The organism is Streptomyces sp. JN8 (assembly GCF_055808075.1).
The window spans coordinates 2,634,590-2,659,003 of record NZ_CM147852.1 but is presented as its reverse complement, the minus strand read 5'-3'; the positions used below and the strand labels follow the sequence as shown (position 1 = coordinate 2,659,003).

Genomic DNA, 24,414 nt, shown 5'->3' with positions numbered 1-24,414 from the left:
CCGGAACCCGGTGATACCGGGTTCCGGCCCTCCTGCGCGCGTACGGGGCCCTGTGGCGCGCACAGGGCCCCTGACGCACCGAAAGGCCGCGCCCCCCGAGGGGGAGCGCGGCCTTCGCGGTACGGGGCGCCGGGGGACAGCTACCGCAGGCGGGCCATGAGGGCGTGCTCCACCAGGGTGATGAGCGCGCTCTTGGCGTCGGCGCGGTGCCGGGCGTCCGTGGTGATGATGGGGGTGTCCGGGCCGATCTGGAGGGCCTCGCGGACCTCCTCCGGCTGGTAGGGCTGGTTGCCGTCGAAGCCGTTGAGGGCGATGACGAACGGCAGGCCGCTGTTCTCGAAGTAGTCGACCGCGGGGAAGCAGTCGGCGAGACGGCGGGTGTCGACCAGGACGACGGCGCCGATGGCGCCGCGGACGAGGTCGTCCCACATGAACCAGAAGCGGTCCTGACCGGGCGTACCGAAGAGGTACAGGATCAGGTCCTGGTCCAGGGTGATGCGGCCGAAGTCCATGGCGACGGTCGTCGTCGTCTTGTCGCCGGTGTGCGTGAGGTCGTCGATGCCCGCGGACGCGGACGTCATGACGGCCTCGGTGCGCAGCGGGTTGATCTCAGAGACGGCGCCGACGAACGTGGTCTTGCCCACGCCGAAGCCACCCGCCACCACGATCTTCGCGCTGGTGGTTGAACGGGCCGCGCCGCCGCTAGAGCTTGCGAAGTCCACTGAGCACCCTTTCGAGCAGTGTCACGTCTGGCTGACCGCCGGCGGCCTCGTCGCCGCCCGGCTGGTGGATGGCGACGAGCCCGGCCTCTGCCAGGTCGGCCACGAGGATTCGGGCGACGCCGAGGGGGATGGAGAGAAGGGCCGAGATCTCGGCGACCGATTTGATCTCGAAGCACAGCCGGCAGATCCGCTGGTGCTCGGGCAACTGCCCCTGCAGCCTGGACGGATCGGCCGTCGTGCTGACCAGCGCCTCGATGGCGAGCTGGTAGCGCGGCCGGGTCCGGCCGCCGGTCATCGCGTACGGACGCACCAGCGGGTTGTGCGAGCCGCCCGAACTGCTGGAACCGGCGGCCGACGGAGCGCGTGAGGAGCCCTGCGCACCCGCGGGCTGGGCGTGAGGCTGCCGATAGGGCTGCGACGCGCCCTGTCTGCTCGGGGTGGAGGGAAAGTTGAACCGGTTCTGCGCGGTCTCGCCGAGCGGCGCCTGGTGCGCGTCATAACCGTTGTACGGGCTTGAGCCCGGTGGTGTTCCCACGTCTCCTCCTCCGACTGCCTCGCGGTCCATGTCCCTTGGAACCGCGCCACCGCACCTTACGGGGCGGTGGCGCGAAACGCACTGTCTGTCTGTTAGTTGAGAAGACTTCCCTGAAGCTCCGCCCGGAGGTCGGGGGTCAGGACGGTGCCCGCGCGATCCACGAGAAGGGCCATCTCGTAGCCCACGAGACCGATGTCCGCCTCGGGGTGGGCGAGCACGGCCAGCGAGGAGCCGTCCGAGATCGACATGATGAAGAGGAAGCCCCGCTCCATCTCCACGACGGTCTGGTTGACCGCCCCGCCCTCGAAGATCCGGGACGCGCCCGCGGTCAGCGAGGTCAGTCCGGAGGCGACGGCCGCCAGCTGGTCGGCGCGGTCCCGGGGGAACCCCTCGGACATCGCCAGCAGGAGTCCGTCGGCGGAGACCACCACCGTGTGGGACACCCCGGGGGTGTTGTCCACGAAGTTGGTGATCAACCAGTTCAGATTCTGCGCCGCCTGGCTCATGCTCACACTAACGCTCCTGGTTGTAGGTACTGCCCGGGCCGAGGCCCGATCCGTTCGTGTCCGTTCCCGCGCTGCGTCCCTGCTGGACCCCGCGGCGCAGGTTGCTCAACCTGCCCCGGACGTCCTCGGGTGCGCGGGAGACCTGGGGGCCGCCCTGCGGGGTCTGCTCAGCCGTGCCCTCGACCAGGTTGGCCTTCGGGACCCGGCGGGGAAGTCCGGACGAGGTGACCCCGCCCGCCTTCGGGTCCTTGAGCTTCCCGGCCCGCTGCCAGCGCTCGTCGTTGGTCGAGCGCCATTCGTCGGTGGGGTCGGCTTGGTTCTGCTGCTGCTCCTGCGCCGGCTGCGCGGGCTTGGCCTGCTGCGGTGCCTGCTGCTGCGGCGCCTGCTGGGTCGGCGAGGCGACGCTGCCGCGGCGCGGCAGTCCGGCGTCGGTCAGTGCGTGGCCGGCGTCCGGGGCGGCACTCGGGGTCGGACCCGGACGGTCGAAGCCTACGCGGTCGGGGGCCTGCGCGGGAGCGCTCGGGGCAGATTCCGATTCCGCTCCGAACGGCTGCTGGTAGCCGCCCTGGTAAGCGCTCTGATCCTGCCAGTCTCCCTGGTGGGACTGGGTATCGAACGCATTGCCGTACTGCTGGTGTTCGGTTCCCGGGGTCTCGTACGAAGCTTCCGCATAGCCCTGCTGCGGGTACGCCTCGTAGCCCTGCTGCGGGTAGGCGTAGCCGTCCTGCTGCTGCGGGAATCCGGCCGCGTACTCCTGGCCGTACTCCTGAGACTGCTGGGGCTGCTGCTGTCCGTACTCCTGCGCCGGGGCGTACGGATCGGCCGGGAACTCCTGGCCCTGCCGGCCGTACTCCTGGTCCTGGGCGTACGGGCCGGCCTGGGGCTGTGCCTGCTGCCCGAACTCCTCCGCCGGCTCCGCCTCGTCGCGGAAGAGCGGGCGCTCGCCGCCCTGCGCCTGGGCCTCCAGGGCGGCACGCCGCCCCTCGCGCTTCAGCGAGCGGTCGACCGGGTCGAGCGGGCGCTCCTCCTCGGCCGGCTGCTCGTAGCGCGAGTCGTCGAAGCCGAGGTCGGCGGCGGTCAGCATCGGCTGCTGCGGCGGCGGGGCGCTCTCGAAGGCGCTCTGCTGCTGCTGCGGAATGATCTGCGAGACGGTGAAGTCGTCCTGGAGCGGCTGCTCGCCACCGCCACCGTGCGTGATCGCGTCCGGCAGCATGACCAGCGAGGTCGTACCGGCCTGCTCGCCCGAGGGGCGGAGCTGGACCCGGATGCCGTGCCGGTCGGCGAGCCGGCCGACCACGAAGAGGCCCATGCGCTGCGAGACGGCCGCGTCCACGGTCGGCGGGTTGGCCAGCTTGTGGTTGATGTCCGCGAAGTCCTCGGCGGTGAGGCCGATGCCCTTGTCGTGGATCTCGACCATCACGCGGCCGTCGGGGAGACGGGTCGCGGTGACGCGGACCTTGGTCTGCGGGGAGGAGAACGTGGTGGCGTTCTCCAGGAGCTCGGCGAGCAGGTGCACGAGGTCGGTCACGGCCTGGCCGTGGATCTCGGCGTCCGGCACGCCCGCCAGCTCGATGCGCTCGTACTGCTCCACCTCGGAGGAGGCGGCGCGCATGACGTCGACCAGCGGAACGGGCTGGTCCCAGCGACGGCCGGGCTCCTCGCCGGCGAGGACGAGGAGGTTCTCGCCGTTGCGGCGCATACGGGTCGCCAGGTGGTCCAGGCGGAAGAGGTTCTCCAGCTGGTCCGGGTCGGCCTCGTTGTTCTCCAGGTCGGTGATCAGGGTCAGCTGGCCCTCGATCAGCGACTGGTTGCGGCGCGAGAGGTTGGTGAAGATCGCGTTGACGTTGCCCCGGAGCATGGCCTGCTCGGCGGCGAGCCGGACGGCCTCGCGGTGGACCTGGTCGAAGGCGCGGGCGACCTCGCCGATCTCGTCCTGCGTGTCGATGGGGATCGGCTGCACGCGGGTGTCGACGCGGCCGGGCTCGGTGCGCGAGAGCTGGTCGACCAGCATCGGCAGGCGCTGCTCGGCGATGCCGAAGGCGGCGGTCCGCAGCTGCTGCATGGCGCGGCTCATCTGGCGGGCCATCATCCCGGCCAGGATGAAGGCGGCGAGCAGGGCGATGACGACGATGCCGCCGTTGACCCAGGCGTCCGTCTTGGCCTCGTCGGAGATCTTGGCGGCCTCGGCCACGGCCTTGTCGACCAGGGCCTTCTCGACCTCGGAGTAGCCCTCGAACTTGGCGGTCGAGACGGCCATCCAGGACTCGGCCGTGATGCCCTTCGCCTTGAGCGACGCGAGGCCGTCGGGGTCCTTGGCGGTGCCGATCGCGGTGGCGGCGCCCGAGTAGACGGAGCCGTCCTTGCCCTTGGGCAGGTCCAGGCCGGCGGCCTGCATCTGCTTGGCGCCCGCGGCGGCCTTGCCCGCCATGACCTTCTTCAGCATCTCGACGTCCTCGGGCATACCACCGGAGGAGAACTCGCCGAGGGCGATCTGCTCCAGGTAGTTGTACGAGTTGAACGCCACGGACTGCTGGGCGAAGACCGCCTCGGTGCGGCTGGGCCGGACCAGGAGCTGGGTGCCGATGGAGCGCTGGAGGGACTCGGCGCCCTTGGCCAGCTGGATGGCGTAGACGCTGCGGCCGTAGGCCGTGACGTTGCCGGTGCCGAGGCCGAGCTCGTTGGAGAACTCGGTGAGGTAGTGCTGGACGCCGGTGTACTGGAGCTGCGTGTTCACCGGGTCGAGGGAGCGGGTGTACGCGGCCTTGCGGAGCGCTTCGAGCTTCGGCTCCTCCTCGCGGAAGAGGTTCAGGCGGCGCTCCAGGCCCTGGCCCGAGGGCAGGTCCTCGGCGGCCTCGTCGAACTTCACCTTGGCGGCGTCGGTCGCGGCGTACGCCCTGGTGACCTCGTCGCTCTTGCGGTCCTCGGCGGTCTTCGCCGCCAGCAGCGGGGCCGCGGTGAGGTCGCGCTCGTTGAGGAGGGCGGTGCTGTACTCCGAGGCGGCGCGCACGATGAGCGCCGTCTTCTCGGCGTCCTGCGCCTCCTGCCAGGTGTCGATCGACCCCTTGACCTGGAAGCCGCCCATGACGAGGCCGACCAGCACGGGTATGCAGAGGATCGCGTTCAGCCTGGTGGGCACCCGCCAGTTGCGGGGCGAGAGCTTGCTGGAGCTGCCCGGGGCAGGGGCCACGGTGGGCTGCGTCACGGGCACGTCGGCGGGCGACATCGCCGTGCGCGACGGCGGGGTGAAGTTGCCCCGTGTCTCCTGCTCCGCGGAGCTTTCCTTGCTGCGCCTCACTCGACCAACAACCTCTCGGCGTCGGCACCTACGTTGTGCCGGTGTTTCGTTCAGGGCCGTACTACTCGGGAGTTCATGAATTGCAGCACGTGAAGGGTGTCGGTTCCAAACAGTGGGATGCGGACGGTTTCACGGGCCTGCGCGTCGCATAAAACGGGCATAAAGAGCGAGCCCCGTCAAAAGACGGGGCTCAGGTGAGCGCAGCGACACCGATCGGATGCATCGGGTGTCCGGGGCGCCCCAATTCTCTGTCGAAACGTTATGAACGCGCGGGCGGTCGTGTCGAACGACACAGACCGCCCCCGGCGCGGTGGCACGGGACAACCGCCCTGGGCGTCCGACTACTTGAGCCGCGCCATGAGGGCGTGCTCGACCAGCGTGATGAGCGCGCTCTTGGCGTCGGCCCGGTGCCGGGCGTCCGTCGTGATGATGGGGGTGCCGGGACCGATCTGGAGGGCCTCGCGGACCTCCTCCGGCTGGTACGGCTGACTGCCGTCGAAGCCGTTCAGGGCGATGACGAACGGCAGGCCGCTGTTCTCGAAGTAGTCGACCGCGGGGAAGCAGTCGGCGAGACGGCGGGTGTCGACGAGCACGACGGCGCCGATGGCGCCGCGGACCAGGTCGTCCCACATGAACCAGAAGCGGTCCTGACCGGGCGTACCGAAGAGGTACAGGATCAGGTCCTGGTCCAGGGTGATGCGGCCGAAGTCCATGGCGACGGTCGTCGTCGTCTTGCCACTGGTGTGCGTGAGGTCGTCGATGCCCGCGGACGCGGACGTCATGACGGCCTCGGTGCGCAGCGGGTTGATCTCGGACACGGCGCCGACGAACGTGGTCTTGCCCACGCCGAAGCCACCCGCCACCACGATCTTCGCGCTGGTGGTCGACCGAGCAGCACCGCCGCTAGAGCTTGCGAAGTCCACTGAGCACCCTTTCGAGCAGAGTCACGTCCGGCGTGCCGCCGGTCTCTCCGTTGCCCGGCTGGTGGATCGCCACCATGCCGGCCTCCGCCAGGTCGGCGACGAGGATGCGGGCGACGCCGAGGGGCATCGACAGCAGCGCCGACACCTCGGCCACCGACTTGACCTCACGGCACAGGTGGCAGATCCGCTGGTGTTCCGGGAGGAGCGTGGCGAGGTGCGCCGGGTCGGCCGTGGTGCTGACCAGCGCCTCGATGGCGAGCTGGTAGCGCGGCCGGGTCCGGCCGCCGGTCATCGCGTACGGACGCACCAGCGGCTGGTCGCCCTCGTGCCCGTACTCGTCGACTGACGCGCCGTACGGATCGTGAGAGGCGGGGGGCGGGGTCATGAATCCTCCGGGCGTGACAGCAAGCCTTCTGCCGTCTGATGGGGCCGGTGGGGGGCCGGGTGGGGCGGCCGGACGGATAACGGTGCCAGGGCGGTACGGAGGGGCGTACCGCCCTGTCGAGCGGTCGTGCGGTGGGGTCCTGTCCGGGAGGCGGACCGGCTAGTGGAGCAGGCTTCCCTGGAGCTCCGCGCGGAGATCCGGGGTGAGGACGCTGCCGGCCCGGTCGACCAGCAGCGTCATCTCGTAGCCCACGAGGCCGATGTCGCACTCGGGGTGCGCGAGCACGGCCAGCGAGGAACCGTCGGAGACCGACATGAGGAAGAGGAAGCCTCGCTCCATCTCCACCACGGTCTGCGCGACGGGGCCCCCCTCGAAGATCCGGGACGCGCCCGCGGTCAGCGAGGTCAGTCCGGACGCGACCGCCGCCAGCTGGTCGGCGCGGTCACGGGGGAATCCTTCGGACATGGCAAGCAGGAGTCCGTCGGCGGAGACCACCACCGTGTGGGACACCCCGGGGGTGTTGTCCACGAAGTTGGTGATCAACCAGTTCAGATTCTGCGCCGCCTGGCTCATCGCGTTCAACTAACGCTCCTGCTGATGGTTCGGACCGAGGTGGATGCTACCCGTGGTCGAGTTGCCCGCCTGCCGGCCCTGCTGGATGCCGCGGCGCAGATTGGTCAGCCGGCCGCGGACGTCGTCGGGTGCACGCGAGACCTGGGGGCCGGCCGTGTGGGCCTGCTCCTGTGCGGTCCCGGGTACGAGGTTGGCCTTCGGCACGCGCCGGGGGAGGCCGGAGGTGGTGACGCCGCCGGCCGCGGGCTTGCGGACCCGCTCGGCCTGGCGCACCAGCTCGTCGTTGGGCGAGGTCCGCCAGGCGGCCGCGCCGTTCTGGCGGCCGTCCGCCGGGTCACCGGCCGGACGCTGCTGCGGGGCGGACGGCTGCGGGCCGGCCGGGGCCTGCGGCTGCTGCTGTCCCTGCTGCTGCGCCTGCTGCTGGGCCTGCTCCTGCTGGAACCAGTTGGTCTCCAGCGTGTCGTACAGCGGCGTACGGCCGTCGCCGGTACCCGCCGGCGGCAGGGCCTCCGGACGGCGCGGCTGCTGGAGCTGCGGCTGCTGGCCCTGCGGCTGGACCGGCTCCGGGCGCGGGGCGCCGAAGTCACCGCCCGTCCGCTGGCGCGGAGCCGGAGCCTGCGGGGCCTGCTGCTGCGCCTGCGGCACGTACGGCTGCCGGCCGAACTGCTGCTGCTGGCCGCCCTGGTAGCCCTGCTGCTGAGGGGCCTGCTGGGGAGCCTGCTGCGGGCCGCCGAAATCGGGCCGGGCGAACTGGCCGGTGGAGCCGGGGCCCTGCGGCGCGCCGAAGTCGGGGCGCGGGAACTGCGCGGTGGACGCCGGGTCCTGCGCACCGCCCTGGTACCCCTGCGGGGCCTGCTGCTGCGGCACCTGCTGCTGCGGGGCCTGGGGCCGGCCCTGCTGCGGAGCGCTGAAGTCGGGGCGCGGGAACTGGCCCGTGGAGCCGGGGCCCTGGGGCGCCGGGAACGAACCGGTCGTCTCCGGGTCCTCGTGACCGCGCGGCGCGTCGAGCGGGGTCATCTCCTGCTGCGGACGGCGGACCGGCTGCTGGGCCTGGTCGTTGCCCCAGCTCGCCGCCTGCGGCCGCTGCTGCTGGGGGGCGCCCCCGGGCAGCTCGGCGCGCGGGAAGTCGTACCCGCCGGTCGGCTGGCCGCCCTGGGCGGGGCCCTGCGGCTGCGGAGCGCCGGGTCCGGCCTGCGGGCCGGAACGGCTGCCCCAGACGTCGGTACGGGACGGGATGGCGCTCGCCGCACCGCCGATGAGACCGCCGCCGCCGGGGCCCGGACGCAGCGGGTCGCCGCCCTGCGGGCCCTGCGGGCTCTGGGGGACCTGCGGCAGCTGCCCGGTCCGGTCGAGCGAGGCGTTCTGCGGCTGCGGGGTCTGCGGGGCGCCCTGCGGGCCGCCGGTGAGCGGGGCACCGTCGCGGGTGGGCAGCGCGGCGCGGGGGCCGCCCGCACCGACCTGGCCGCGCGGCGCACCGGTGCCGAGCCGGCCGGCCGCCGAGGACGGCGCACCGCCCTGGCCCGGGCGTCCGCCGGGGCCGCCGGTCGCGCCGGGACCGGCGGGAAGCCGCCCGCCGGGGGCGGAGGCGCCGGGCGGCATCGCGCCCTGGCCGCCGGCACCCGGCTTGGGCATCGGCTTCTTGCCGCCCTGGGCGACGTCGACCGGCAGCATGACGAGCGCGGTGGTGCCGCCCGAGTCCGAGGGGCGCAGCTGGATGCGGATGCCGTGTCGCAGGGACAGGCGGCCGACCACGAAGAGGCCCATGCGGCGGGAGACGGAGACGTCCACGGTGGGCGGCGAGGCGAGCCGCTCGTTGATCGCGGCGAGGTCCTCGGGGGAGAGGCCGATGCCGGTGTCGTGGATCTCGACGAGCACGCGGCCGTCGGGCAGCGCGTGGCCGGTGACCCGGACCTTGGTCTGCGGCGAGGAGAACGAGGTGGCGTTCTCCAGCAGCTCGGCGAGGAGGTGGACGAGGTCGTTGACGACCCGGCCGGCGACCTCGGTCGCGGGGACCGAGGCGAGTTCGATGCGCTCGTACTGCTCCACCTCGGAGGCGGCGGCACGCAGGACGTCGACCAGCGGGACCGGGCGGGTCCAGCGACGGCCCGGCTCCTCGCCGGCGAGGACGAGGAGGTTCTCACCGTTACGGCGCATACGCGTCGCGAGGTGGTCGAGCTTGAAGAGCGAGGACAGCTGGTCCGGGTCGGCCTCGCGCGACTCCAGCTCGGAGATGAGCGAGAGCTGGCGCTGGATGAGGCCCTGGGAACGGCGCGAGAGGTTGGTGAACATCGCGTTGACGTTGCCCCGGAGGAGGGCCTGCTCGGCGGCGAGTCGGACGGCCTCGCGGTGCACGTCGTCGAAGGCCGCGGCCACCTGGCCGATCTCGTCCCGGGAGTGCACGCCGACGGACTCGACGGAGGTGTCGACGTCCTGCGGGTCGGACTCGGAGAGCTGCTTGACGAGCTCGGGCAGGCGTTCCTGGGCGACCTTGGTCGCGGTGTCCTGGAGCCGGCGCAGCGAGCGGATCATGGACCGGGCCACGACGAAGGCGCCGATGAGGGAGACGCCGAGGACGAGGAGGATCAGCGCACCGTTGACGATGGCGTCCCGCTGCGACTCCTGGCGGAGTTCACGGGCCAGGCTCTCCATGTCGCCGAGCAGACCGCGCTCGATGCGGTTCATGGTGGCGATCTTGGTGCCGTACTCGTCGGTGAAGTTGAGGTGGCCGCGCTTGTTGGCCCGCTCCATGGCGCCGTCCATGTTGAGGACGCGCTCGGCGTACTTCTCGGCGGCGGTGATCGACGGGTTGCCGCTGTTCAGGGACGCGAGCCGCTCGGTGGCGTCGCCGCCGGTCGACTCGTAGATCGCCTGGAAGGACTGGAGCTCGCGGCCCTCGGAGTTGAGCGCGGCCTCGGCGTAGAGGCGGTCACCCTGCTGGATCCTGCCCTTGGTCCGGTCGCTCGGCGGCAGCGCGGAGGCGATGATCGCCTGCTGGATGGAGGCGTACTCCTTGGCGGACGAGAACGCGGCGAGCGCGCGGGTCCGCTTGATCATCTCGGGGTTGCTGGTCGCCTGGGCCATGTCCTGGGACAGGCTGAGCAGCGAGCGGATGAGACGGCTGTACGCCTCGACCGTCACCGAGTGGGAGACGCCCGCCTCGTAGGCGTTGCTCCGGATCGTGTGCAGACCGCTGACCTGCGAGGCGATCTGGTTGACGTTCTGCCGGATGCTGCGCAGGGCCTCGTCGCCCTCGGTGGCCGGGATGGCCTCCGTGGCCTGGAGGAACGCCTTGTACTCGAGGTCGGTCTTCCGGCGCGGGTTGGCGACCTGGTAGTCGCTGACCGGGCGGCTGTTGGCGAGCGGACCCGCGGAGAGGTCGCGCTCGGACTGGAGGGCCTGCGCGAGGTCGGTGGCCTCTCGGGTCAGCTTGGTGAGCAGCTGCATGTGGTCGAGCTGCTCCATGTCCTGGAGCGACTCGCTGATGCGGATGCCGCCCAGGGTGGTCGCCGCGACCACGGGGAGGGTGAGGAGCGCGACCAGGCGCGTGGAGATGCGCCAGTTGCGCAGGGCTATTCGAGGGCCGACCTCGTTCTCGGCCCGGGCCTTGGGGGGCGTGTCGGTCGGCTCGGCGGAGCCGGCCGCCGCGCTCGTGCGCCTGCCGCCGTCACCGGCGTCGCCGGACGGGCCCTGACCCTGGTTCGGGGTGTGCGGGGCCGAGGGACCGCGGTCGGTCCCGGCACGCGGTTCCTGCTCCGCCGGAGCATCCGCTCGGCCCTGACGGGCCTGGGGAGACCCCGAGCCATCCCTCTTGAAACGTCCCTGCACTAGCGTCGCAACCTCTGGACCAGGCGTCCTTCCGGGTGAACGGAGAGGACGGTGTCGGTGTCAATCGGGGTGCGTGGAGGGCACCCCAGGTGGTCGTCGGTGACCGGCGCACTTCCCCCTTCCCCGCCCCTGGGCCGGCGCTGCGTTGCGCCCCCTGCGTGCCGGCTTGAATCCCGCGGCGGTGCGTGGAATTCCAGCACAGTGCCGGACCTCCAACAAGGGCCGCGTGTCGCGCCGGGCGGGTCATGACAACCTGTGCGCACGACGTCACCCGATGTAGAAGATGATCACGGAGGATTCGGACTTTTCCGCTCCAATGGCCGCGCGTACCCGTGTGTCCCAGTCGCCATGATCAGGAGCGGAATGCAGCATTCAGTGGCGTAATGTCCCTTTCCGTGGCGACAGGCGACGGTCCGTAATGCCCGGAATATGTCGCCCGTGGTGAGCAAACTCACACGATGATCGATGTCTTAGCCATGCATTCGAAGGGAATCGCATGTTTAGCCTGACGCTTTACACCCCTTCGCGCCCGAACGCGGCGCCCGCTCCGGAACAAGGTCAGATCACCGCGATGAAGACGACGACGCCCGGCACCACGGCCAACCCCCGCCGTTCCACCCTCGTCCACCTCTCGGACGCCGCAGAGCTCGGCCGGGTCGCCCTGCCCGAGTACGCGGCCGAGCTGCCGGCCAGGACGGCCAACCCGCGCCGCACCGTCCTCATGCAGCCCCCGGCCCCCTACCAGCCGCAGCCGTACGCCTCCGCGACCCGCTGACGCCACTCCCGGGCCCGCCCGCGTCATCCTTGTCACGGCCCCGGTGACATCGCCGGTCGGCCGCCCCGCGCCGCGTTAGCCTGGAGCGTCAGACTCCAGCCAGCACCAAGTGAGGGGCGACAGCACCCGTGCGCATCGCCAGATTCTCGATCGACGGCAATGTGGCCTTCGGCGCCGTCGAGGGCGAGGGAAGCGTCGAATCCGGCGGCCTCGTCCTCGACATCATCAAGGGCATCCCGTACACCGACTTCGAGCTCAGCGGCACCAAGGTCCCGCTGAGCAAGGTACGGCTCCTGCCGCCCGTGCTCCCCAACAAGGTCGTGGCCATCGGCCGCAACTACGCGGAGCACGCCGCCGAACTCGGCAACGAGGTCCCCGACGTCCCCGTCGCCTTCTTCAAGCCCACCACCTCGGTGATCGGCCCCGGCGACGCCATCGAGTACCCCTCCTTCTCCAGCGAGCTGCACCACGAGGCCGAACTGGCCGTGGTCATCGGCCGCATGTGCCGCGAGGTGCCCCGCGAGCGCGTGAAGGACGTCGTCTTCGGCTACACCTGCGCCAACGACGTCACCGCCCGCGACGCCCAGCGCCGCGAGAAGCAGTGGGCCCGCGCCAAGGGCTTCGACACCTCCTGCCCGCTGGGCCCCTGGGTCGAGACGGACCTGAGCATCGCCGCCGCGGGCGACCTGACCATCCAGGCCACGGTCAACGGCGAGCAGCGGCAGCTGGGTCGGACGAGCGACATGATCCGCTCCATCGAGGACCTGGTCGTCCACATCACCGAGGCCATGACGCTGCTCCCCGGAGACGTCATCCTCACCGGCACCCCCGCCGGGGTCGGCCCCCTCAACGTCGGCGACGAGGTCGCCGTCACCATCGAAGGCATCGGCACTCTCACCAATAGGGTGATCAAGCGTGGCTAACGCGAACATCCGCGTCCGTTTCTGTCCCTCGCCGACCGGCAACCCCCACGTGGGCCTGGTCCGCACCGCCCTCTTCAACTGGGCCTTCGCCCGGCACAACGAGGGCACCATGGTCTTCCGCATCGAGGACACCGACGCTGCGCGCGACTCCGAGGAGTCGTACAACCAGCTGCTCGACTCCCTGAAGTGGCTCGGCCTCGACTGGGACGAGGGCCCGGAGGTCGGCGGCCCGCACGCGCCGTACCGCCAGTCGCAGCGGATGGACATCTACAAGGACGTCGCCGAGAAGCTGCTCGCCGGCGGCTACGCGTACCCCTGCTACTGCACCACCGAGGAGCTCGACGAGCGCCGCGAGGCCGCCCGGGCCGCCGGCCGCCCCTCCGGCTACGACGGCCACTGCCGCGACCTCACCGACGAGCAGAAGGCCGCGTACGAGGCGGAGGGCCGCGCGTCGATCGTCCGCTTCCGGATGCCCGACGAGCCGATCACCTTCACCGACCTGGTCCGCGGCGAGCTCACCTTCACCCCGGAGAACGTGCCGGACTACGGCATCCTCCGGGCCAACGGCGCCCCGCTGTACACCCTGGTCAACCCGGTCGACGACGCCCTGATGGAGATCACCCACGTCCTGCGCGGCGAGGACCTGCTCTCCTCCACCCCCCGCCAGGTCGCCCTCTACAAGGCGCTCATCGAGCTGGGCGTCGCCAAGGAGATCCCCTCCTTCGGGCACCTGCCGTACGTCATGGGCGAGGGCAACAAGAAGCTCTCCAAGCGCGACCCGCAGGCCTCCCTCAACCTCTACCGGGAGCGCGGCTTCCTCCCCGAGGGCCTGCTGAACTACCTGTCGCTCCTCGGCTGGTCCTTCTCGGCCGACCAGGACATCTTCACCATCCCGGAGATGGTGGCGAAGTTCGACATCGCCGACGTGAACGCCAACCCGGCGCGCTTCGACCTCAAGAAGGCCGAGTCGATCAACGCCGACCACATCCGCATGCTGGACGTGAAGGCGTTCGCCGAGGCCTGCGAGCCCTGGCTGCGGGCCCCCTTCGCCAACTGGGCCCCCGAGGACTTCGACCGGACCGCCTGGGAGGCCATCGCGCCGCACGCCCAGACCCGTGTCACCGTCCTCTCGGACATCACGGCCAACGTGGACTTCCTCTTCCTCCCGGAGCCGGTCTTCGACCAGCCCTCGTGGGACAAGGCGATGAAGGGCGAGCCCGCGGCCCTCCTGACCACCGCCCGCGAGAAGCTCGAAGGCGCCGACTGGAGCGACCCCGAGTCCCTCAAGAACGCCGTGCTGGCCGCCGGCGAGGCCCACGGCCTCAAGCTCGGCAAGGCCCAGGCCCCGGTCCGCGTCGCCGTCACCGGACGCACGGTCGGCCTGCCCCTCTTCGAGTCCCTGGAGATCCTGGGCAGGGAGAAGACCCTGGCTCGCATCGACGCGGCCCTGGCGAAGCTCGCCGCCTGACCCCTGCCGCGCGGTACGGTCGGTCCATGGCCATCCGCGCGGTGCTGTGGGACGTCGACGACACGATCTTCGACTACGCCCGTGCCGACCACGCCGGCATGAGCGCGCACCTGACGGCCGAGGGCCTGGTGGACGGATACGCATCCGTCGACCAGGCCCTCGGTCGTTGGCGCGAGCTGACCGTGCTCCACTGGCGCCGCTTCGAGGCCGGCGGGGTCGACTTCCAGGAGCAGCGGCGCGACCGCGTCCGGGACTTCCTGACGCGGCCGGGCCTCACGGCGGCGGAGGCCGACGGCTGGTTCGAGCGGTACGTCTCCCACTACGAGGCCGCCTGGGAGCTCTTCCCCGACGCGGTGCCGGTCCTGGACCTGCTGGCCGATGACTATCGTCACGGGATTCTCTCCAACTCCAGCCTGCACAACCAGGAGCGGAAGCTGCGGGTCCTCGGCGTGCGGGACCGCTTCGAGACCGTGCTCTGCGCGGCGGAGCTCGGGGTGGCCAAGCCGGCCCCGGAGGCCTTCCACGCCGCCTGCACCGCCCTTGACCTGCGCCCGAGCGAGGTGGCGTACGTGGGGGACCAGCCCGACATCGACGCCAGGGGGGCCGTCGAGGCGGGCCTGCGGGGCATCTGGCTGGACCGGGCGGACACCGGCGGCCGCCCCGAACTGAAGCGGATCACGAGCCTCCGCGAGCTTCCGGCCCTGCTCGGGGGCCATACCCGTTTTGGAGCACCGTCCACCTTCGGGTAATGTTCTTCCTGCGCCGAGGGGAACAAGCCGAAAGGCAAGAACCCGGAAAGCGCAAGCCGAGCAAGATCCTCCCTGGTGGGGACATTGCCCCGGTGGCCTATGGTGTAATTGGCAGCACGACGGTTTCTGGTTCCGTTAGTCTTGGTTCGAGTCCAGGTAGGCCAGCTCGCAGAGCTTTATCTGCAACCTGTGGATGGCATCCACGAAGCCCCCGTTGTGTAGCGGCCTAGCACGCCGCCCTCTCAAGGCGGTAGCGCCGGTTCGAATCCGGTCGGGGGTACTGATCCATCCTGTAGGTCACTTGGGTAGCTCCCGGTCGATCTACGGTGACATCACCCGGTTCCCACCGGGTGGGATCGCTAGGGCCCCCGTTGTGTAGCGGCCTAGCACGCCGCCCTCTCAAGGCGGTAGCGCCGGTTCGAATCCGGTCGGGGGTACGGTGTAACCACCATGGCCTATGGTGTAATTGGCAACACTACGGTTTCTGGTACCGTCATTCTAGGTTCGAGTCCTGGTAGGCCAGCTCGCAGAGCTTATCTGCACCGCGGATCACATCCGCAAGGCCCCCGTTGTGTAGCGGCCTAGCACGCCGCCCTCTCAAGGCGGTAGCGCCGGTTCGAATCCGGTCGGGGGTACAGACAGAAGAAGCCCTTCCCTTCGGGGGAGGGCTTCTTCGCTGTCCGCTGCCGTCCACACAACTCCGGCCCACCGCTGCGGCGTTGAAGCGGTGGGCCGGTACGAACGGGAGGGGGCGGGAGGTCAGCCGGTGCGGCGGAGCGCCTCGGAGAGGCGGGCCGCGGCGTCGATGACCGCCTGGGCGTGCATACGGCCCGGGTGACGCGTCAGACGCTCGATCGGACCGGAGACCGACACGGCGGCCACCACGCGGTTCGACGGGCCGCGTACGGGCGCGGAGACGGACGCGACGCCCGGCTCCCGCTCGCCGATCGACTGGGCCCAGCCGCGGCGCCGTACGCCCGACAGGGCCGTCGCCGTGAAGCGGGCGCCCTGGAGGCCGCGGTGGAGCCGCTCGGGCTCCTCCCAGGCCATCAGGATCTGCGCCGAGGAGCCGGCCTTCATCGTCAGCGTCGAGCCGACCGGGACGGTGTCCCGCAGGCCCGAGAGCCGCTCGGCCGCCGCCACGCAGATGCGCATGTCGCCCTGCCGGCGGTAGAGCTGGGCGCTCTCGCCGGTGACGTCGCGCAGATGCGTCAGCACCGGGCCCGCGGTCGCGAGCAGGCGGTCCTCGCCGGCCGCGGCGGCGAGCTCCGCCAGCCGCGGTCCGAGGATGAACCGGCCCTGCATGTCACGCGCCACCATCCGGTGGTGTTCCAGTGCCACGGCCAGTCGGTGGGCCGTGGGTCGTGCGAGTCCCGTCGCCGCGACCAGTCCTGCGAGGGTGGCCGGACCGGACTCCAGGGCGCTCAGGACAAGGGCTGCCTTGTCGAGAACGCCTACGCCGCTAGAGTTGTCCATGCAACGATATTCGCGTCTCACTCTGTGAAACGCAAGTTCAATTTCCTGCGGAACTTGTCACTCTGGTGAGGCGGCCGCACAACGGCCCGCGAAACGGGTCTCTAGTTGTGCCGGCGTAGACGTCGGCCGGAGGGAAAGCGATGGGTAGGACACTCGCGGAGAAGGTCTGGGACGACCACGTCGTCCGGCGCGCCGAGGGCGAGCCCGACCTCCTCTTCATCGATCTGCACCTGCTGCACGAGGTGACCAGCCCCCAGGCCTTCGACGGCCTGCGCCAGAACGGCCGGCAGGTGCGGCGCCTCGACCTCACCATCGCCACCGAGGACCACAACACCCCGACCCTCGACATCGACAAGCCGATCGCCGACCCGGTCTCCCGCGCGCAGCTGGAGACCCTCCGCAAGAACTGTGCCGAGTTCGGCGTGCGGCTGCACCCGCTGGGCGACGTCGAGCAGGGCGTCGTCCACGTGGTGGGACCGCAGCTGGGCCTGACCCAGCCGGGCACCACCGTCGTCTGCGGCGACTCGCACACCTCCACGCACGGCGCCTTCGGCGCGCTGGCGTTCGGCATCGGCACCAGCCAGGTCGAGCACGTGCTCGCCACCCAGACGCTGCCGCTGGCCCGCCCCCGGACCATGGCCATCACGGTCGACGGCGAGCTGCCCGAGGACGTCACCGCCAAGGACCTGATCCTGGCGATCATCGCCAAGATCGGCACCGGCGGCGGCCAGGGCTACATCCTGGAGTACCGCGGCTCCGCCATCGAGAAGCTCTCGATGGAGGCCCGCATGACCATCTGCAACATGTCGATCGAGGCCGGCGCCCGCGCGGGCATGATCGCCCCGGACGAGACCACCTTCGCGTACCTGAAGGGCCGCGCCCACGCCCCCGAGGGCGAGGACTGGGACGCCGCCGTCGCGTACTGGGAGACCCTGAGGTCCGACGAGGACGCGGTCTTCGACGCCGAGGTCGTCATCGACGCCGCCGCCCTGGCGCCGTTCGTCACCTGGGGCACCAACCCGGGCCAGGGCGCGCCGCTTTCGGCGAACGTCCCCGACCCGGCTTCGTACGAAGACGCTTCGGAGCGCCTGGCCGCGGAAAAGGCCCTGGAGTACATGGGGTTGACCGCCGGACAGCCGCTGCGCGACATCAAGGTCGACACCGTCTTCGTAGGCTCCTGCACCAACGGCCGCATCGAGGACCTGCGCAACGCCGCCGCTCTGCTGGAGGGCCGCAAGGTCGCCGACGGCGTCCGCATGCTGGTCGTCCCCGGCTCGGTGCGGGTCGCCCTGCAGGCCGTGGAGGAGGGCCTGGACAAGGTCTTCAAGGAGTCCGGCGCCGAATGGCGGCACGCGGGCTGCTCGATGTGCCTGGGCATGAACCCCGACCAACTGGCTCCCGGTGAGCGCTCCGCGTCCACCTCGAACCGCAACTTCGAGGGCCGGCAGGGCAAGGGCGGCCGGACCCACCTGGTCTCGCCCCAGGTCGCCGCCGCCACCGCCGTGCTGGGCCATCTGGCCTCCCCGGCCGATCTGTCCGACGTCGCCACCACCGCGGGGGTCTGAGGAACCATGGAAGCTTTCACCACGCACACCGGCCGGGCCGTCCCGCTGCGCCGCAGCAACGTCGACACCGACCAGATCATCCCGGCCCACTGGCTCAAGAAGGTCACCCGCGACGGCTTCGAGGACGGCCTGTTCGAGGCCTGGCGCAAGGACTCCGAGTTCGTCCTCAACCGCCCCGAGCGGCAGGGTGCCTCGGTCCTGGTCGCCGGACCCGACTTCGGCACCGGCTCCTCCCGCGAGCACGCCGTCTGGGCGCTCCAGAACTACGGCTTCCAGGCCGTGATCTCCTCCCGCTTCGCCGACATCTTCCGCGGCAACTCGCTGAAGAACGGACTGCTCACCGTGGTCCTGCCGCAGGAGACGGTCGACGCGCTCTGGCAGCTGACCGAGGCCGACCCGACCGCAGAGGTCACCGTCGACCTGGAGCGCCGCAAGGTCCTGGCCGAGGGGATCGACGCCGACTTCGAGCTCGACGAGAACGCCCGCTGGCGGCTCCTGAACGGTCTCGACGACATCAGCCTCACCCTTCAGAACGAAGCCGACATCGCGGCCTACGAGGCGTCCCGACCGGCCTTCAAGCCCCGTACAATTACGGTCTGAGCAGCGCTTTTCCACGACTGCGCCCCCCACCGCCCGGTGGGGGGCGCAGTCGCTTGTTGAGACCCTGTCGGGCGACAACTCGCCCTAGATGGCACAATCGGTGCATGGAACGCGACAGCCAACTCGAGCTCTACGAGTCAGTCGCCGCCCGATTGAAGGAAGCGCACACAAGAGTGCGCTCACTGCAAGTCCCGGAGGGCGTAAGGATGGCGCTGTCCCGGAAGCTGCTGGTCGTGACGGCCGCGGCGAAGCACGATCTCAAGGACGCGGCAGCGCGTCTGGACCGGTTGATGAAGGACCTCGACGAGGGCCGATTCCCAGAGGACGACTGACACCAGGAACTCCGCAGCGGATCTACCGCGTTGCGGCACTAGGGTGATTAGCCCGTTTCGTGTTTGATTTGCGGTATATACATGCCTAACGTGCGAAAAAGCTTGAACACTTTCGTTCTGGCAATGTCTCCGAAGGGGAAGACGTGAACAAGGCGCAGCTCGTAGAAGCGATTGCCGACAAGATGGGCGGTCGCCAGCAGGCCGCCGAAGCCGTCGACCACGTGCTCGACGCCATCGTGCGTGCCGTGGTCGCCGGCGACCGGGTCTCCGTGACGGGCTTCGGTTCGTTCGAGAAGGTCGACCGTCCGGCCCGCTACGCCCGCAACCCGCAGACGGGTGAGCGGGTGCGGGTCAAGAAGACCTCGGTCCCGCGCTTCCGTGCCGGTCAGGGCTTCAAGGACCTGGTCAGCGGCTCGAAGAAGCTCCCCAAGGGCGGCGAGGTCTCCGTCAAGAAGGCCCCCAAGGGCAGCCTGACCGGCGGCGCCTCCGCCACCGTGAAGAAGGCCGCCGCCAAGAAGGCGACCACCGCCAAGAAGGCCGCCGCGAAGAAGGCGACCCCGGCGAAGAAGACCACCACGGCCGCCGCGAAGAAGACCTCCGCCGCCGCGAAGAAGACCACCGCGGCCGCGAAGAAGGCGACCCCGGCGAAGAAGACCACCACGGCCGCCGCGAAGAAGACCTCCGCCGCCGCCAAGAAGACCACCACGGCCGCCGCCAAGAAGGCGACCAAGGCCACCGCCAAGAAGACCGCGCCCGCCGCCAAGAAGGCCACGGCGACGAAGGCGCCCGCCAAGAAGACGACGGCGCGCAAGACGACCGCCAAGAAGACCGCCGCCAAGAAGTAGGACCAGCGGTAGACACCCGCCGGGCCGGGCTCCCCCAGGGAGCCCGGCCCGCGGCGCGTCCGGGACCCCGAGGGCGGGGGCCGGGCGCGTCAGAACGTCTGGAGCGTCACCAGGGTGATCCGCAGGCCGGCCCCCGAGGTGCCCGGCTCCGCCTCGATCCGGACCCGCTGCCCCGGCCGCAGCATCCGCAGCCCGCCCGCCTCGAAGGCCTCCGCCCCGAACTCCACGGGGGTGCCGTCGTCGAGCAGCACACTGCCGCTGCGGGTCTCGGAGTCGTACGTGAACGCGGTCGCCTGCATGGACCGCAGCCTATCCGGCCGCCGGCAGCCACCGGGCCGCCGTCCGCGGGCCGAGCCCCAGCGCCCCGGCCGCCGCCAGGTCCTCGCCGGTGTCGACGTCCCGGCGCACCGAATCCACCCCCGCGAGGAGGATTTCCACCGCGCCCGAAGACAAATGCCGAAGCCGCGACGCACCCCCGAATGCCGGTTCCAATTCCACGCCCGGACCCGCCGAGAGGAATGTCGTACCTATTTCGGCGGCATCCGCGAGAAAAGCCCTGGGAAATTTCCCGGCCGCCTCCAGGACCCGGCTCAGCTCCTCCGGCCGGAGCGCCGGCAGGTCCGCGTTGAGCGCCGCGACCCGGGCGCGGGGCCGCCGGGACCGCACGGCGCGGACCCCGTGCGCGAGCGCCGCGTTGAGCCCCGCCGCCGGAGCGTCCGGCACGATGCGCGCGCCCAGGGCCGAGAGCGCCGCCGCGGCCGCCGGATCGTCCGTGACGACGACCACATCCCGTACCCGCGGGCAGTCCAGCACCGCCCCCACGGTGTCCTCGGCGAACGCCAGCGCCAGCCGCGGGCGCAGCCGGGACCCGGCCGCCGCGGCCAGCCTGCTCTTCGCCAGGGCGAGGGGCTTCAGGGGTACGACCAGGGACCAGCCGTCGTCCGCATGCGTGTTCATCGCGGCCCATTCTGTCCCGCCCACGCGGTCCCCAGGAGGGCCCGGGGCGTACGGTGTCACTCGACAGAGCAGGAGCATGGGGCGACACTTGACCCCCTGCCAGCCTGTCCCGGAGAAAGGTGTACGCGTGCCCCGCCGCAGAATCGGCTTCTGGTACCGCCTCGCGGCGGTCATCGCCAAACCCCCCCTGGTGGTTCTGTTCAAGCGGGACTGGCGCGGTATGGAGCACATTCCGGCCGACGGCGGATTCATCACCGCGGTCAACCACAACTCCTACCTGGACCCGCTGTCGTACGCGCACTACCAGTACAACACCGGCCGGGTCCCGCGCCTCCTCGCCAAGGCGGGCCTCTTCAAGACCCCCTTCGTCGGCATGATGCTGCGCGGCACCGGGCAGATCCCCGTCTACCGGGAGACGACGAACGCGCTCGACGCGTTCCGCGCCGCCGTCGACGCCATCGAGCGCGGCGAGTGCGTCGCCTTCTACCCCGAGGGCACCCTCACCCGGGACCCCGACATGTGGCCCATGGCCGGCAAGACGGGCGCCGCCCGCGTCGCGCTGCTGACCCGGGCCCCCGTCATCCCGGTGGCCCAGTGGGGCGCCAACCTGGCGATGCCGCCGTACGCCAAGGAGAACAAGCTCAGCCTGTTCCCCCGCAAGACGCTGACCGTGCAGGCCGGTCCGCCCGTCGACCTCTCCCGCTTCTACGGACTCGAGCCCACGCCCGAGGTGCTCCGCGAGGCGACCGAGGTCATCATGGCCGCCATCACCGCGCTCCTGGAGCAGATCCGCGGCGAGCGGGCGCCCGCCGAACCGTACGACCACCGCAGGGCGCGCCTGGAGCAGCGGCGCAAGGCCGCCGAAGGGGGCACCACATGACCAGGGCAGCGGTCTTCGGCAACGGATCCTGGGGCACCGCGTTCGCGATGGTGCTCGCCGACGCGGGCTGCGAGGTGAGCCTCTGGGGCCGCCGCGCCGAACTCGCCAAGGAGATCAACGCCTCCCGGAGCAATCCCGACTACCTGCCGGGCGTCGAACTCCCCGCGGCGATCACCGCCACCGCCGACCCGGCCGAGGCGGCCCACGACGCCGACTTCACCGTCCTCGTGGTCCCCTCCCAGACCCTCCGCGGCAACCTCGCCGCCTGGGCGCCGATGCTGGCCCCCGACACCGTCCTCGTCTCCCTCATGAAGGGCGTCGAACTCGGCACGGCCAAGCGCATGAGCGAGGTCATCACCGAGGTCGCGGACGTCCCCGCCGAGCGGGTGGCCGTCCTCACCGGCCCGAACCTGGCCAAGGAGATCGCCGCCCGGCAGCCCGCCGCCGCCGTGGCCGCCTGCGTCGACGAGACGGTCGCCCAGCGCCTCCAGGCCGCCTGCATGACCCCGTACTTCCGCCCGTACACCAACACCGACGTGGTGGGCTGCGAGCTCGGCGGGGCCGTGAAGAACGTCATCGGCCTCGCCGTCGGCATCGCCAACGGCATGGGACTCGGCGACAACTCCAAGGCCACGCTCATCACCCGCGGCCTCGCCGAGACGACCCGCCTGGGCCTCGCCATGGGCGCCGACCCGCTCACCTTCTCCGGCCTCGCGGGCCTGGGCGACCTCGTCGCCACCTGCTCCTCGCCGCTCTCCCGGAACAACACCTTCGGCACCAACCTCGGCCGCGGGATGACCCTCCAGGAGACGATCGCCGCCACCAAGCAGACCGCCGAGGGCGTCAAGTCCTGCGAGTCCGTGCTCGACCTGGGGCGCCGCCACGGCGTCGACATGCCCATCACCGAGACGGTCGTGTCCATCGTCCACGACGGCAAGCCCCCGATCGTCGCGCTCAAGGAGCTGATGTCCCGCAGCGCGAAGCCCGAGCGCCGGTAGCCCGCGCCGGGCGCACCGCCCCGCGGCCCCTCCGCCGCGCCGCCCCGCACTGGGCCGGACGCGCGCGAGGGGAGCGGGGTCGCAAGGCCGTTCGGGCCGCGCAGGGTACGCTCATCGCGATATGAGCGAGAACACCCAGAGCCCCCGCAAGCCGCGCGTGGCCGTCGTCTTCGGCGGACGCAGCTCCGAGCACGCCATCTCCGTCGTCACGGCGGGCGCCGTCCTGAGCGCCATCGACCGGGACAAGTACGACGTGCTGCCCATCGGCATCACGACGGACGGGCGCTGGGCGCTCACCGCCGACGCCCCCGAGCGCATGGCCATCGCCGACCGCGCCCTGCCGAACGTCGCCGACCTGGCGGACTCCGCCGAGGGCGGCGTCGTCCTCTCCGTCGACCCCGCCAACCGGGAGGTCGTCCTCACCGAGCCCGGCGCCGTGCCGAGGGCCCTCGGCGAGGTCGACGTGGTCTTCCCGATGCTCCACGGCCCCTACGGCGAGGACGGCACCCTCCAGGGCCTCCTGGAGCTCTCCGGCGTCCCCTACGTCGGCGCGGGCGTCCTCGCCTCCGCCGTCGGCCAGGACAAGGAGTACATGAAGCGGGTCTTCGTCTCCTTCGGCCTCCCGGTCGGCCCGTACGAGGTCGTCCGGCCGCGCGAGTGGGAGCAGAACCCCGCCGCGGCCCGCAAGAAGATCGTCGAGTTCGCCGCCGAGCACGGCTGGCCGCTGTTCGTGAAGCCGGCCCGCGGCGGCTCCTCGATGGGCATCACCAAGGTCGACGACCTCTCGGGCCTGGACGAGGCCATCGAGGAGGCCCGCCGGCACGACCCCAAGATCCTCGTCGAGTCGCTGCTGCGCGGCCGCGAGATCGAGTGCGGCGTCCTGGAGTTCGAGGACGGGCCGCGCGCCAGCGTGCCGGCCGAGATCCCGCCGGTCACGGACCACGACTTCTACGACTTCGAGGCCAAGTACATCGACTCGGCCTCCGGCATCGTGCCCGCCCCCATCGGGGACGAGGCCACCGCCGAGATCCAGCGCCTCGCCGTCGCCGCCTACGAGGCGGTCTCCTGCGAGGGCCTGGTCCGCGCCGACTTCTTCCTCACGGAGGACGGCGACTTCGTCATCAACGAGATCAACACCATGCCGGGCTTCACGCCGATCTCCATGTACCCGCGCATGTGGCAGGAGAGCGGCGTGAGCTACCCCGAGCTCGTCGACCGGCTGATCCAGGCCGCACTGACCCGCTCCACGGGCCTGCGCTGACCCGAAGAACCCCGAAGACCGTGCCGCCGCCCTCAGAGGCTGGGCGGCACGGTCTTCCGCACGGGATCGGCGAGGTCCGCGAGCGGCGTCATGTCGTGCGTGTACTGCTCGCCGAGGGTCACCTCGACGTACGTCTTCCGGTACGTCGAGGTGAAACGGGGCCCGCCGCCCTCGGGACGCTCCAGCATCCAGTTCACGCCGTTCGCCTCGACGCCCTGCGCCTTGGGATCGCTCATCTTTTCGGGCCGGGGCACGCCGCAGCGCAGTACGATCGCACCGTCACCCCAACCGGCGGTCAACTCGGAGCCGGGCTCCGGGTCACTCCGTTCCAGCCCCGCCACGGTGTCGGGAAGCTCCTTCGCCAGTGCCTGGCAGAAGACGGCCTCCGCCGCCGGCGGGCTGGGAACCTCGACGGACGCAGCCGCGTCGGGCGAGGAGCAGCCGGCGGCGGCCAGCAGCAGAACGGCTGCCGTGACGGCGGCGGGCAGGCCGAAGGGCCGGTGGGAAGACATCACCGGCCAAGCGTAGACGGGGGCTACAGATGAACGACCGGGCAGGTGAGGGTGCGCGTGATGCCGTCCACTTGCTGGACCTTCGCGACCACCATGCGGCCGAGCTCGTCGACCGTGTCCGCCTGCGCCCGCACGATCACGTCGTACGGACCGGTGACGTCCTCCGCCTGGATCACCCCCGGGATCTTGGAGATGGTGTCGGCGACGGTCGACGCCTTGCCCACCTCGGTCTGGATGAGGATGTACGCCTGAACCACGGAACCTCCAGGGCGACCACGAGGATCTTGTGGGAGAAAGGGACGCCACGGT

24 protein-coding genes and 5 tRNA genes are annotated in these 24,414 nt (G+C 71.0%); 16 read left to right on the top strand and 13 right to left on the bottom strand.

Translation table 11 applies throughout. The features are described 5' to 3' along the window. Positions 1–140: 140 nt before the first annotated feature. The 8 genes from ACY0MR_RS11340 to ACY0MR_RS11305 all read right to left on the bottom strand — a co-directional run bounded on the left by ACY0MR_RS11340 (position 141) and on the right by ACY0MR_RS11305 (position 10,764). Positions 141–722, bottom strand: coding sequence for a GTP-binding protein (locus ACY0MR_RS11340; protein ID WP_015036414.1), 582 nt, complete (start codon positions 720–722; stop codon positions 141–143). Continuing rightward, a complete protein-coding gene (locus ACY0MR_RS11335) occupies positions 703–1,257 on the bottom strand; it encodes a DUF742 domain-containing protein (RefSeq protein WP_361851139.1) in 555 nt (184 codons plus the stop codon). Before ACY0MR_RS11335 ends, ACY0MR_RS11340 begins: the two co-directional genes overlap by 20 nt. A gap of 92 nt (positions 1,258–1,349) precedes the next feature. Further along, on the bottom strand, positions 1,350–1,763 hold the full coding sequence (locus ACY0MR_RS11330) for a roadblock/LC7 domain-containing protein (protein WP_026057603.1): 414 nt from the start codon (positions 1,761–1,763) through the stop codon (positions 1,350–1,352). 7 nt (positions 1,764–1,770) lie between these two features. Further along, a complete protein-coding gene (locus ACY0MR_RS11325; protein ID WP_473560558.1) occupies positions 1,771–5,058 on the bottom strand; it encodes a sensor histidine kinase in 3,288 nt (1,095 codons plus the stop codon). A 341-nt stretch (positions 5,059–5,399) separates the two neighbouring features. Next, on the bottom strand, positions 5,400–5,981 hold the full coding sequence (locus tag ACY0MR_RS11320) for a GTP-binding protein (RefSeq protein ID WP_473560556.1): 582 nt from the start codon (positions 5,979–5,981) through the stop codon (positions 5,400–5,402). Further along, positions 5,962–6,366 carry a DUF742 domain-containing protein gene (locus ACY0MR_RS11315; protein ID WP_017235980.1) on the bottom strand — a complete coding sequence of 135 codons (405 nt, stop codon included), beginning with the start codon at positions 6,364–6,366 and terminating at the stop codon, positions 5,962–5,964. Before ACY0MR_RS11315 ends, ACY0MR_RS11320 begins: the two co-directional genes overlap by 20 nt. Before the next feature lie 159 nt (positions 6,367–6,525). After that, positions 6,526–6,939 carry a roadblock/LC7 domain-containing protein gene (locus ACY0MR_RS11310; RefSeq protein WP_030325548.1) on the bottom strand — a complete coding sequence of 138 codons (414 nt, stop codon included), beginning with the start codon at positions 6,937–6,939 and terminating at the stop codon, positions 6,526–6,528. A gap of 9 nt (positions 6,940–6,948) precedes the next feature. Continuing rightward, positions 6,949–10,764 (bottom strand): sensor histidine kinase, encoded by a 3,816-nt coding sequence (locus ACY0MR_RS11305; RefSeq protein WP_473560554.1) that lies wholly within the window; start codon positions 10,762–10,764, stop codon positions 6,949–6,951. Between the two features lie 571 nt (positions 10,765–11,335). On the opposite strand from ACY0MR_RS11305, the gene ACY0MR_RS11300 reads away from it, so the two are divergent. From ACY0MR_RS11300 to ACY0MR_RS11260, 9 genes are all read left to right on the top strand, one after another. Beyond that, positions 11,336–11,539 (top strand): hypothetical protein, encoded by a 204-nt coding sequence (locus tag ACY0MR_RS11300; RefSeq protein WP_376460180.1) that lies wholly within the window; start codon positions 11,336–11,338, stop codon positions 11,537–11,539. Positions 11,540–11,667: 128 nt separating this feature from the next. Next, a complete protein-coding gene (locus ACY0MR_RS11295) occupies positions 11,668–12,462 on the top strand; it encodes a fumarylacetoacetate hydrolase family protein (RefSeq protein WP_361847072.1) in 795 nt (264 codons plus the stop codon). Next, positions 12,455–13,930, top strand: a complete 1,476-nt coding sequence (gene gltX, locus ACY0MR_RS11290; protein ID WP_361847075.1) for a glutamate--tRNA ligase — start codon at positions 12,455–12,457, stop codon at positions 13,928–13,930. Before ACY0MR_RS11295 ends, gltX begins: the two co-directional genes overlap by 8 nt. Positions 13,931–13,956: 26 nt before the next feature. Continuing rightward, the gene (locus ACY0MR_RS11285; protein ID WP_361847078.1) at positions 13,957–14,679 is read left to right on the top strand and encodes an HAD family hydrolase; all 723 of its coding nucleotides are present in this window, start codon (positions 13,957–13,959) and stop codon (positions 14,677–14,679) included. A 93-nt stretch (positions 14,680–14,772) separates the two neighbouring features. Next, positions 14,773–14,844: transfer RNA gene (locus tag ACY0MR_RS11280), tRNA-Gln, on the top strand. Between the two features lie 42 nt (positions 14,845–14,886). After that, positions 14,887–14,959, top strand: a tRNA-Glu gene (locus ACY0MR_RS11275). Between the two features lie 84 nt (positions 14,960–15,043). Then, positions 15,044–15,116, top strand: a tRNA-Glu gene (locus ACY0MR_RS11270). 14 nt (positions 15,117–15,130) lie between these two features. Further along, a tRNA-Gln gene (locus ACY0MR_RS11265) sits at positions 15,131–15,202 on the top strand. A gap of 39 nt (positions 15,203–15,241) precedes the next feature. Continuing rightward, positions 15,242–15,314 (top strand) — tRNA-Glu (locus ACY0MR_RS11260). A gap of 124 nt (positions 15,315–15,438) precedes the next feature. On the opposite strand, the gene ndgR is transcribed toward ACY0MR_RS11260, so the two are convergent. Beyond that, complete coding sequence (gene ndgR, locus ACY0MR_RS11255; protein ID WP_015036427.1) at positions 15,439–16,155, bottom strand: IclR family transcriptional regulator NdgR; 717 nt, start codon at positions 16,153–16,155, stop codon at positions 15,439–15,441. Between the two features lie 140 nt (positions 16,156–16,295). Between ndgR and leuC the strand changes: the two genes are divergently transcribed. The 4 genes from leuC (at position 16,296) to ACY0MR_RS11235 (ending at position 19,497) form a co-directional block, all read left to right on the top strand. Continuing rightward, positions 16,296–17,720, top strand: coding sequence for a 3-isopropylmalate dehydratase large subunit (gene leuC, locus ACY0MR_RS11250; protein ID WP_361847081.1), 1,425 nt, complete (start codon positions 16,296–16,298; stop codon positions 17,718–17,720). 6 nt (positions 17,721–17,726) lie between these two features. Then, positions 17,727–18,320 carry a 3-isopropylmalate dehydratase small subunit gene (gene leuD / locus ACY0MR_RS11245; protein ID WP_388793787.1) on the top strand — a complete coding sequence of 198 codons (594 nt, stop codon included), beginning with the start codon at positions 17,727–17,729 and terminating at the stop codon, positions 18,318–18,320. A gap of 104 nt (positions 18,321–18,424) precedes the next feature. Then, positions 18,425–18,652 (top strand): SCO5555 family protein, encoded by a 228-nt coding sequence (locus ACY0MR_RS11240; protein ID WP_024755921.1) that lies wholly within the window; start codon positions 18,425–18,427, stop codon positions 18,650–18,652. Positions 18,653–18,795: 143 nt separating this feature from the next. Further along, the gene (locus tag ACY0MR_RS11235; RefSeq protein WP_388793789.1) at positions 18,796–19,497 is read left to right on the top strand and encodes an HU family DNA-binding protein; all 702 of its coding nucleotides are present in this window, start codon (positions 18,796–18,798) and stop codon (positions 19,495–19,497) included. Positions 19,498–19,586: 89 nt separating this feature from the next. Here the strand turns inward: ACY0MR_RS11235 and ACY0MR_RS11230 are convergent, their stop codons facing one another. Further along, entirely contained in the window at positions 19,587–19,796 is a 210-nt protein-coding gene (locus tag ACY0MR_RS11230) for a hypothetical protein (RefSeq protein WP_361847090.1), read from the bottom strand. Between the two features lie 10 nt (positions 19,797–19,806). Next, a complete protein-coding gene (gene cofC / locus ACY0MR_RS11225; protein ID WP_404085700.1) occupies positions 19,807–20,454 on the bottom strand; it encodes a 2-phospho-L-lactate guanylyltransferase in 648 nt (215 codons plus the stop codon). 127 nt (positions 20,455–20,581) lie between these two features. Between cofC and ACY0MR_RS11220 the strand changes: the two genes are divergently transcribed. From ACY0MR_RS11220 to ACY0MR_RS11210, 3 genes are all read left to right on the top strand, one after another. Next, entirely contained in the window at positions 20,582–21,334 is a 753-nt protein-coding gene (locus ACY0MR_RS11220; protein ID WP_361847096.1) for a lysophospholipid acyltransferase family protein, read from the top strand. Continuing rightward, positions 21,331–22,332 carry an NAD(P)H-dependent glycerol-3-phosphate dehydrogenase gene (locus ACY0MR_RS11215; protein ID WP_388793795.1) on the top strand — a complete coding sequence of 334 codons (1,002 nt, stop codon included), beginning with the start codon at positions 21,331–21,333 and terminating at the stop codon, positions 22,330–22,332. The genes ACY0MR_RS11220 and ACY0MR_RS11215 overlap by 4 nt, the downstream gene beginning before the upstream one ends. Before the next feature lie 121 nt (positions 22,333–22,453). Then, positions 22,454–23,593: a D-alanine--D-alanine ligase family protein gene (locus ACY0MR_RS11210; protein WP_361847102.1), complete on the top strand. Its 1,140-nt coding sequence runs from the start codon at positions 22,454–22,456 to the stop codon at positions 23,591–23,593. Positions 23,594–23,625: 32 nt separating this feature from the next. On the opposite strand, the gene ACY0MR_RS11205 is transcribed toward ACY0MR_RS11210, so the two are convergent. After that, complete coding sequence (locus ACY0MR_RS11205; protein WP_361847204.1) at positions 23,626–24,105, bottom strand: DUF3515 domain-containing protein; 480 nt, start codon at positions 24,103–24,105, stop codon at positions 23,626–23,628. 23 nt (positions 24,106–24,128) lie between these two features. Continuing rightward, positions 24,129–24,362 (bottom strand): Lrp/AsnC family transcriptional regulator, encoded by a 234-nt coding sequence (locus ACY0MR_RS11200; RefSeq protein WP_017947604.1) that lies wholly within the window; start codon positions 24,360–24,362, stop codon positions 24,129–24,131. Positions 24,363–24,414 lie beyond the last annotated feature (52 nt).

What these genes read in the sequence shown, in the direction of transcription:
- ACY0MR_RS11330 (WP_026057603.1), bottom strand. Translation starts at nt 1,763, where the DNA reads ATGAGCCAGGCGGCGCAGAATCTGAACTGGTTGATCACCAACTTCGTG.
- ACY0MR_RS11315 (WP_017235980.1), bottom strand. Translation starts at nt 6,366, where the DNA reads ATGACCCCGCCCCCCGCCTCTCACGATCCGTACGGCGCGTCAGTCGAC.
- ACY0MR_RS11310 (WP_030325548.1), bottom strand. Translation starts at nt 6,939, where the DNA reads ATGAGCCAGGCGGCGCAGAATCTGAACTGGTTGATCACCAACTTCGTG.
- ACY0MR_RS11300 (WP_376460180.1), top strand. Translation starts at nt 11,336, where the DNA reads ATGAAGACGACGACGCCCGGCACCACGGCCAACCCCCGCCGTTCCACC.
- ACY0MR_RS11285 (WP_361847078.1), top strand. Translation starts at nt 13,957, where the DNA reads ATGGCCATCCGCGCGGTGCTGTGGGACGTCGACGACACGATCTTCGAC.
- ndgR (WP_015036427.1), bottom strand. Translation starts at nt 16,155, where the DNA reads ATGGACAACTCTAGCGGCGTAGGCGTTCTCGACAAGGCAGCCCTTGTC.
- leuC (WP_361847081.1), top strand. Translation starts at nt 16,296, where the DNA reads ATGGGTAGGACACTCGCGGAGAAGGTCTGGGACGACCACGTCGTCCGG.
- leuD (WP_388793787.1), top strand. Translation starts at nt 17,727, where the DNA reads ATGGAAGCTTTCACCACGCACACCGGCCGGGCCGTCCCGCTGCGCCGC.
- ACY0MR_RS11240 (WP_024755921.1), top strand. Translation starts at nt 18,425, where the DNA reads ATGGAACGCGACAGCCAACTCGAGCTCTACGAGTCAGTCGCCGCCCGA.
- ACY0MR_RS11230 (WP_361847090.1), bottom strand. Translation starts at nt 19,796, where the DNA reads ATGCAGGCGACCGCGTTCACGTACGACTCCGAGACCCGCAGCGGCAGT.
- cofC (WP_404085700.1), bottom strand. Translation starts at nt 20,454, where the DNA reads ATGAACACGCATGCGGACGACGGCTGGTCCCTGGTCGTACCCCTGAAG.
- ACY0MR_RS11215 (WP_388793795.1), top strand. Translation starts at nt 21,331, where the DNA reads ATGACCAGGGCAGCGGTCTTCGGCAACGGATCCTGGGGCACCGCGTTC.
- ACY0MR_RS11210 (WP_361847102.1), top strand. Translation starts at nt 22,454, where the DNA reads ATGAGCGAGAACACCCAGAGCCCCCGCAAGCCGCGCGTGGCCGTCGTC.
- ACY0MR_RS11205 (WP_361847204.1), bottom strand. Translation starts at nt 24,105, where the DNA reads ATGTCTTCCCACCGGCCCTTCGGCCTGCCCGCCGCCGTCACGGCAGCC.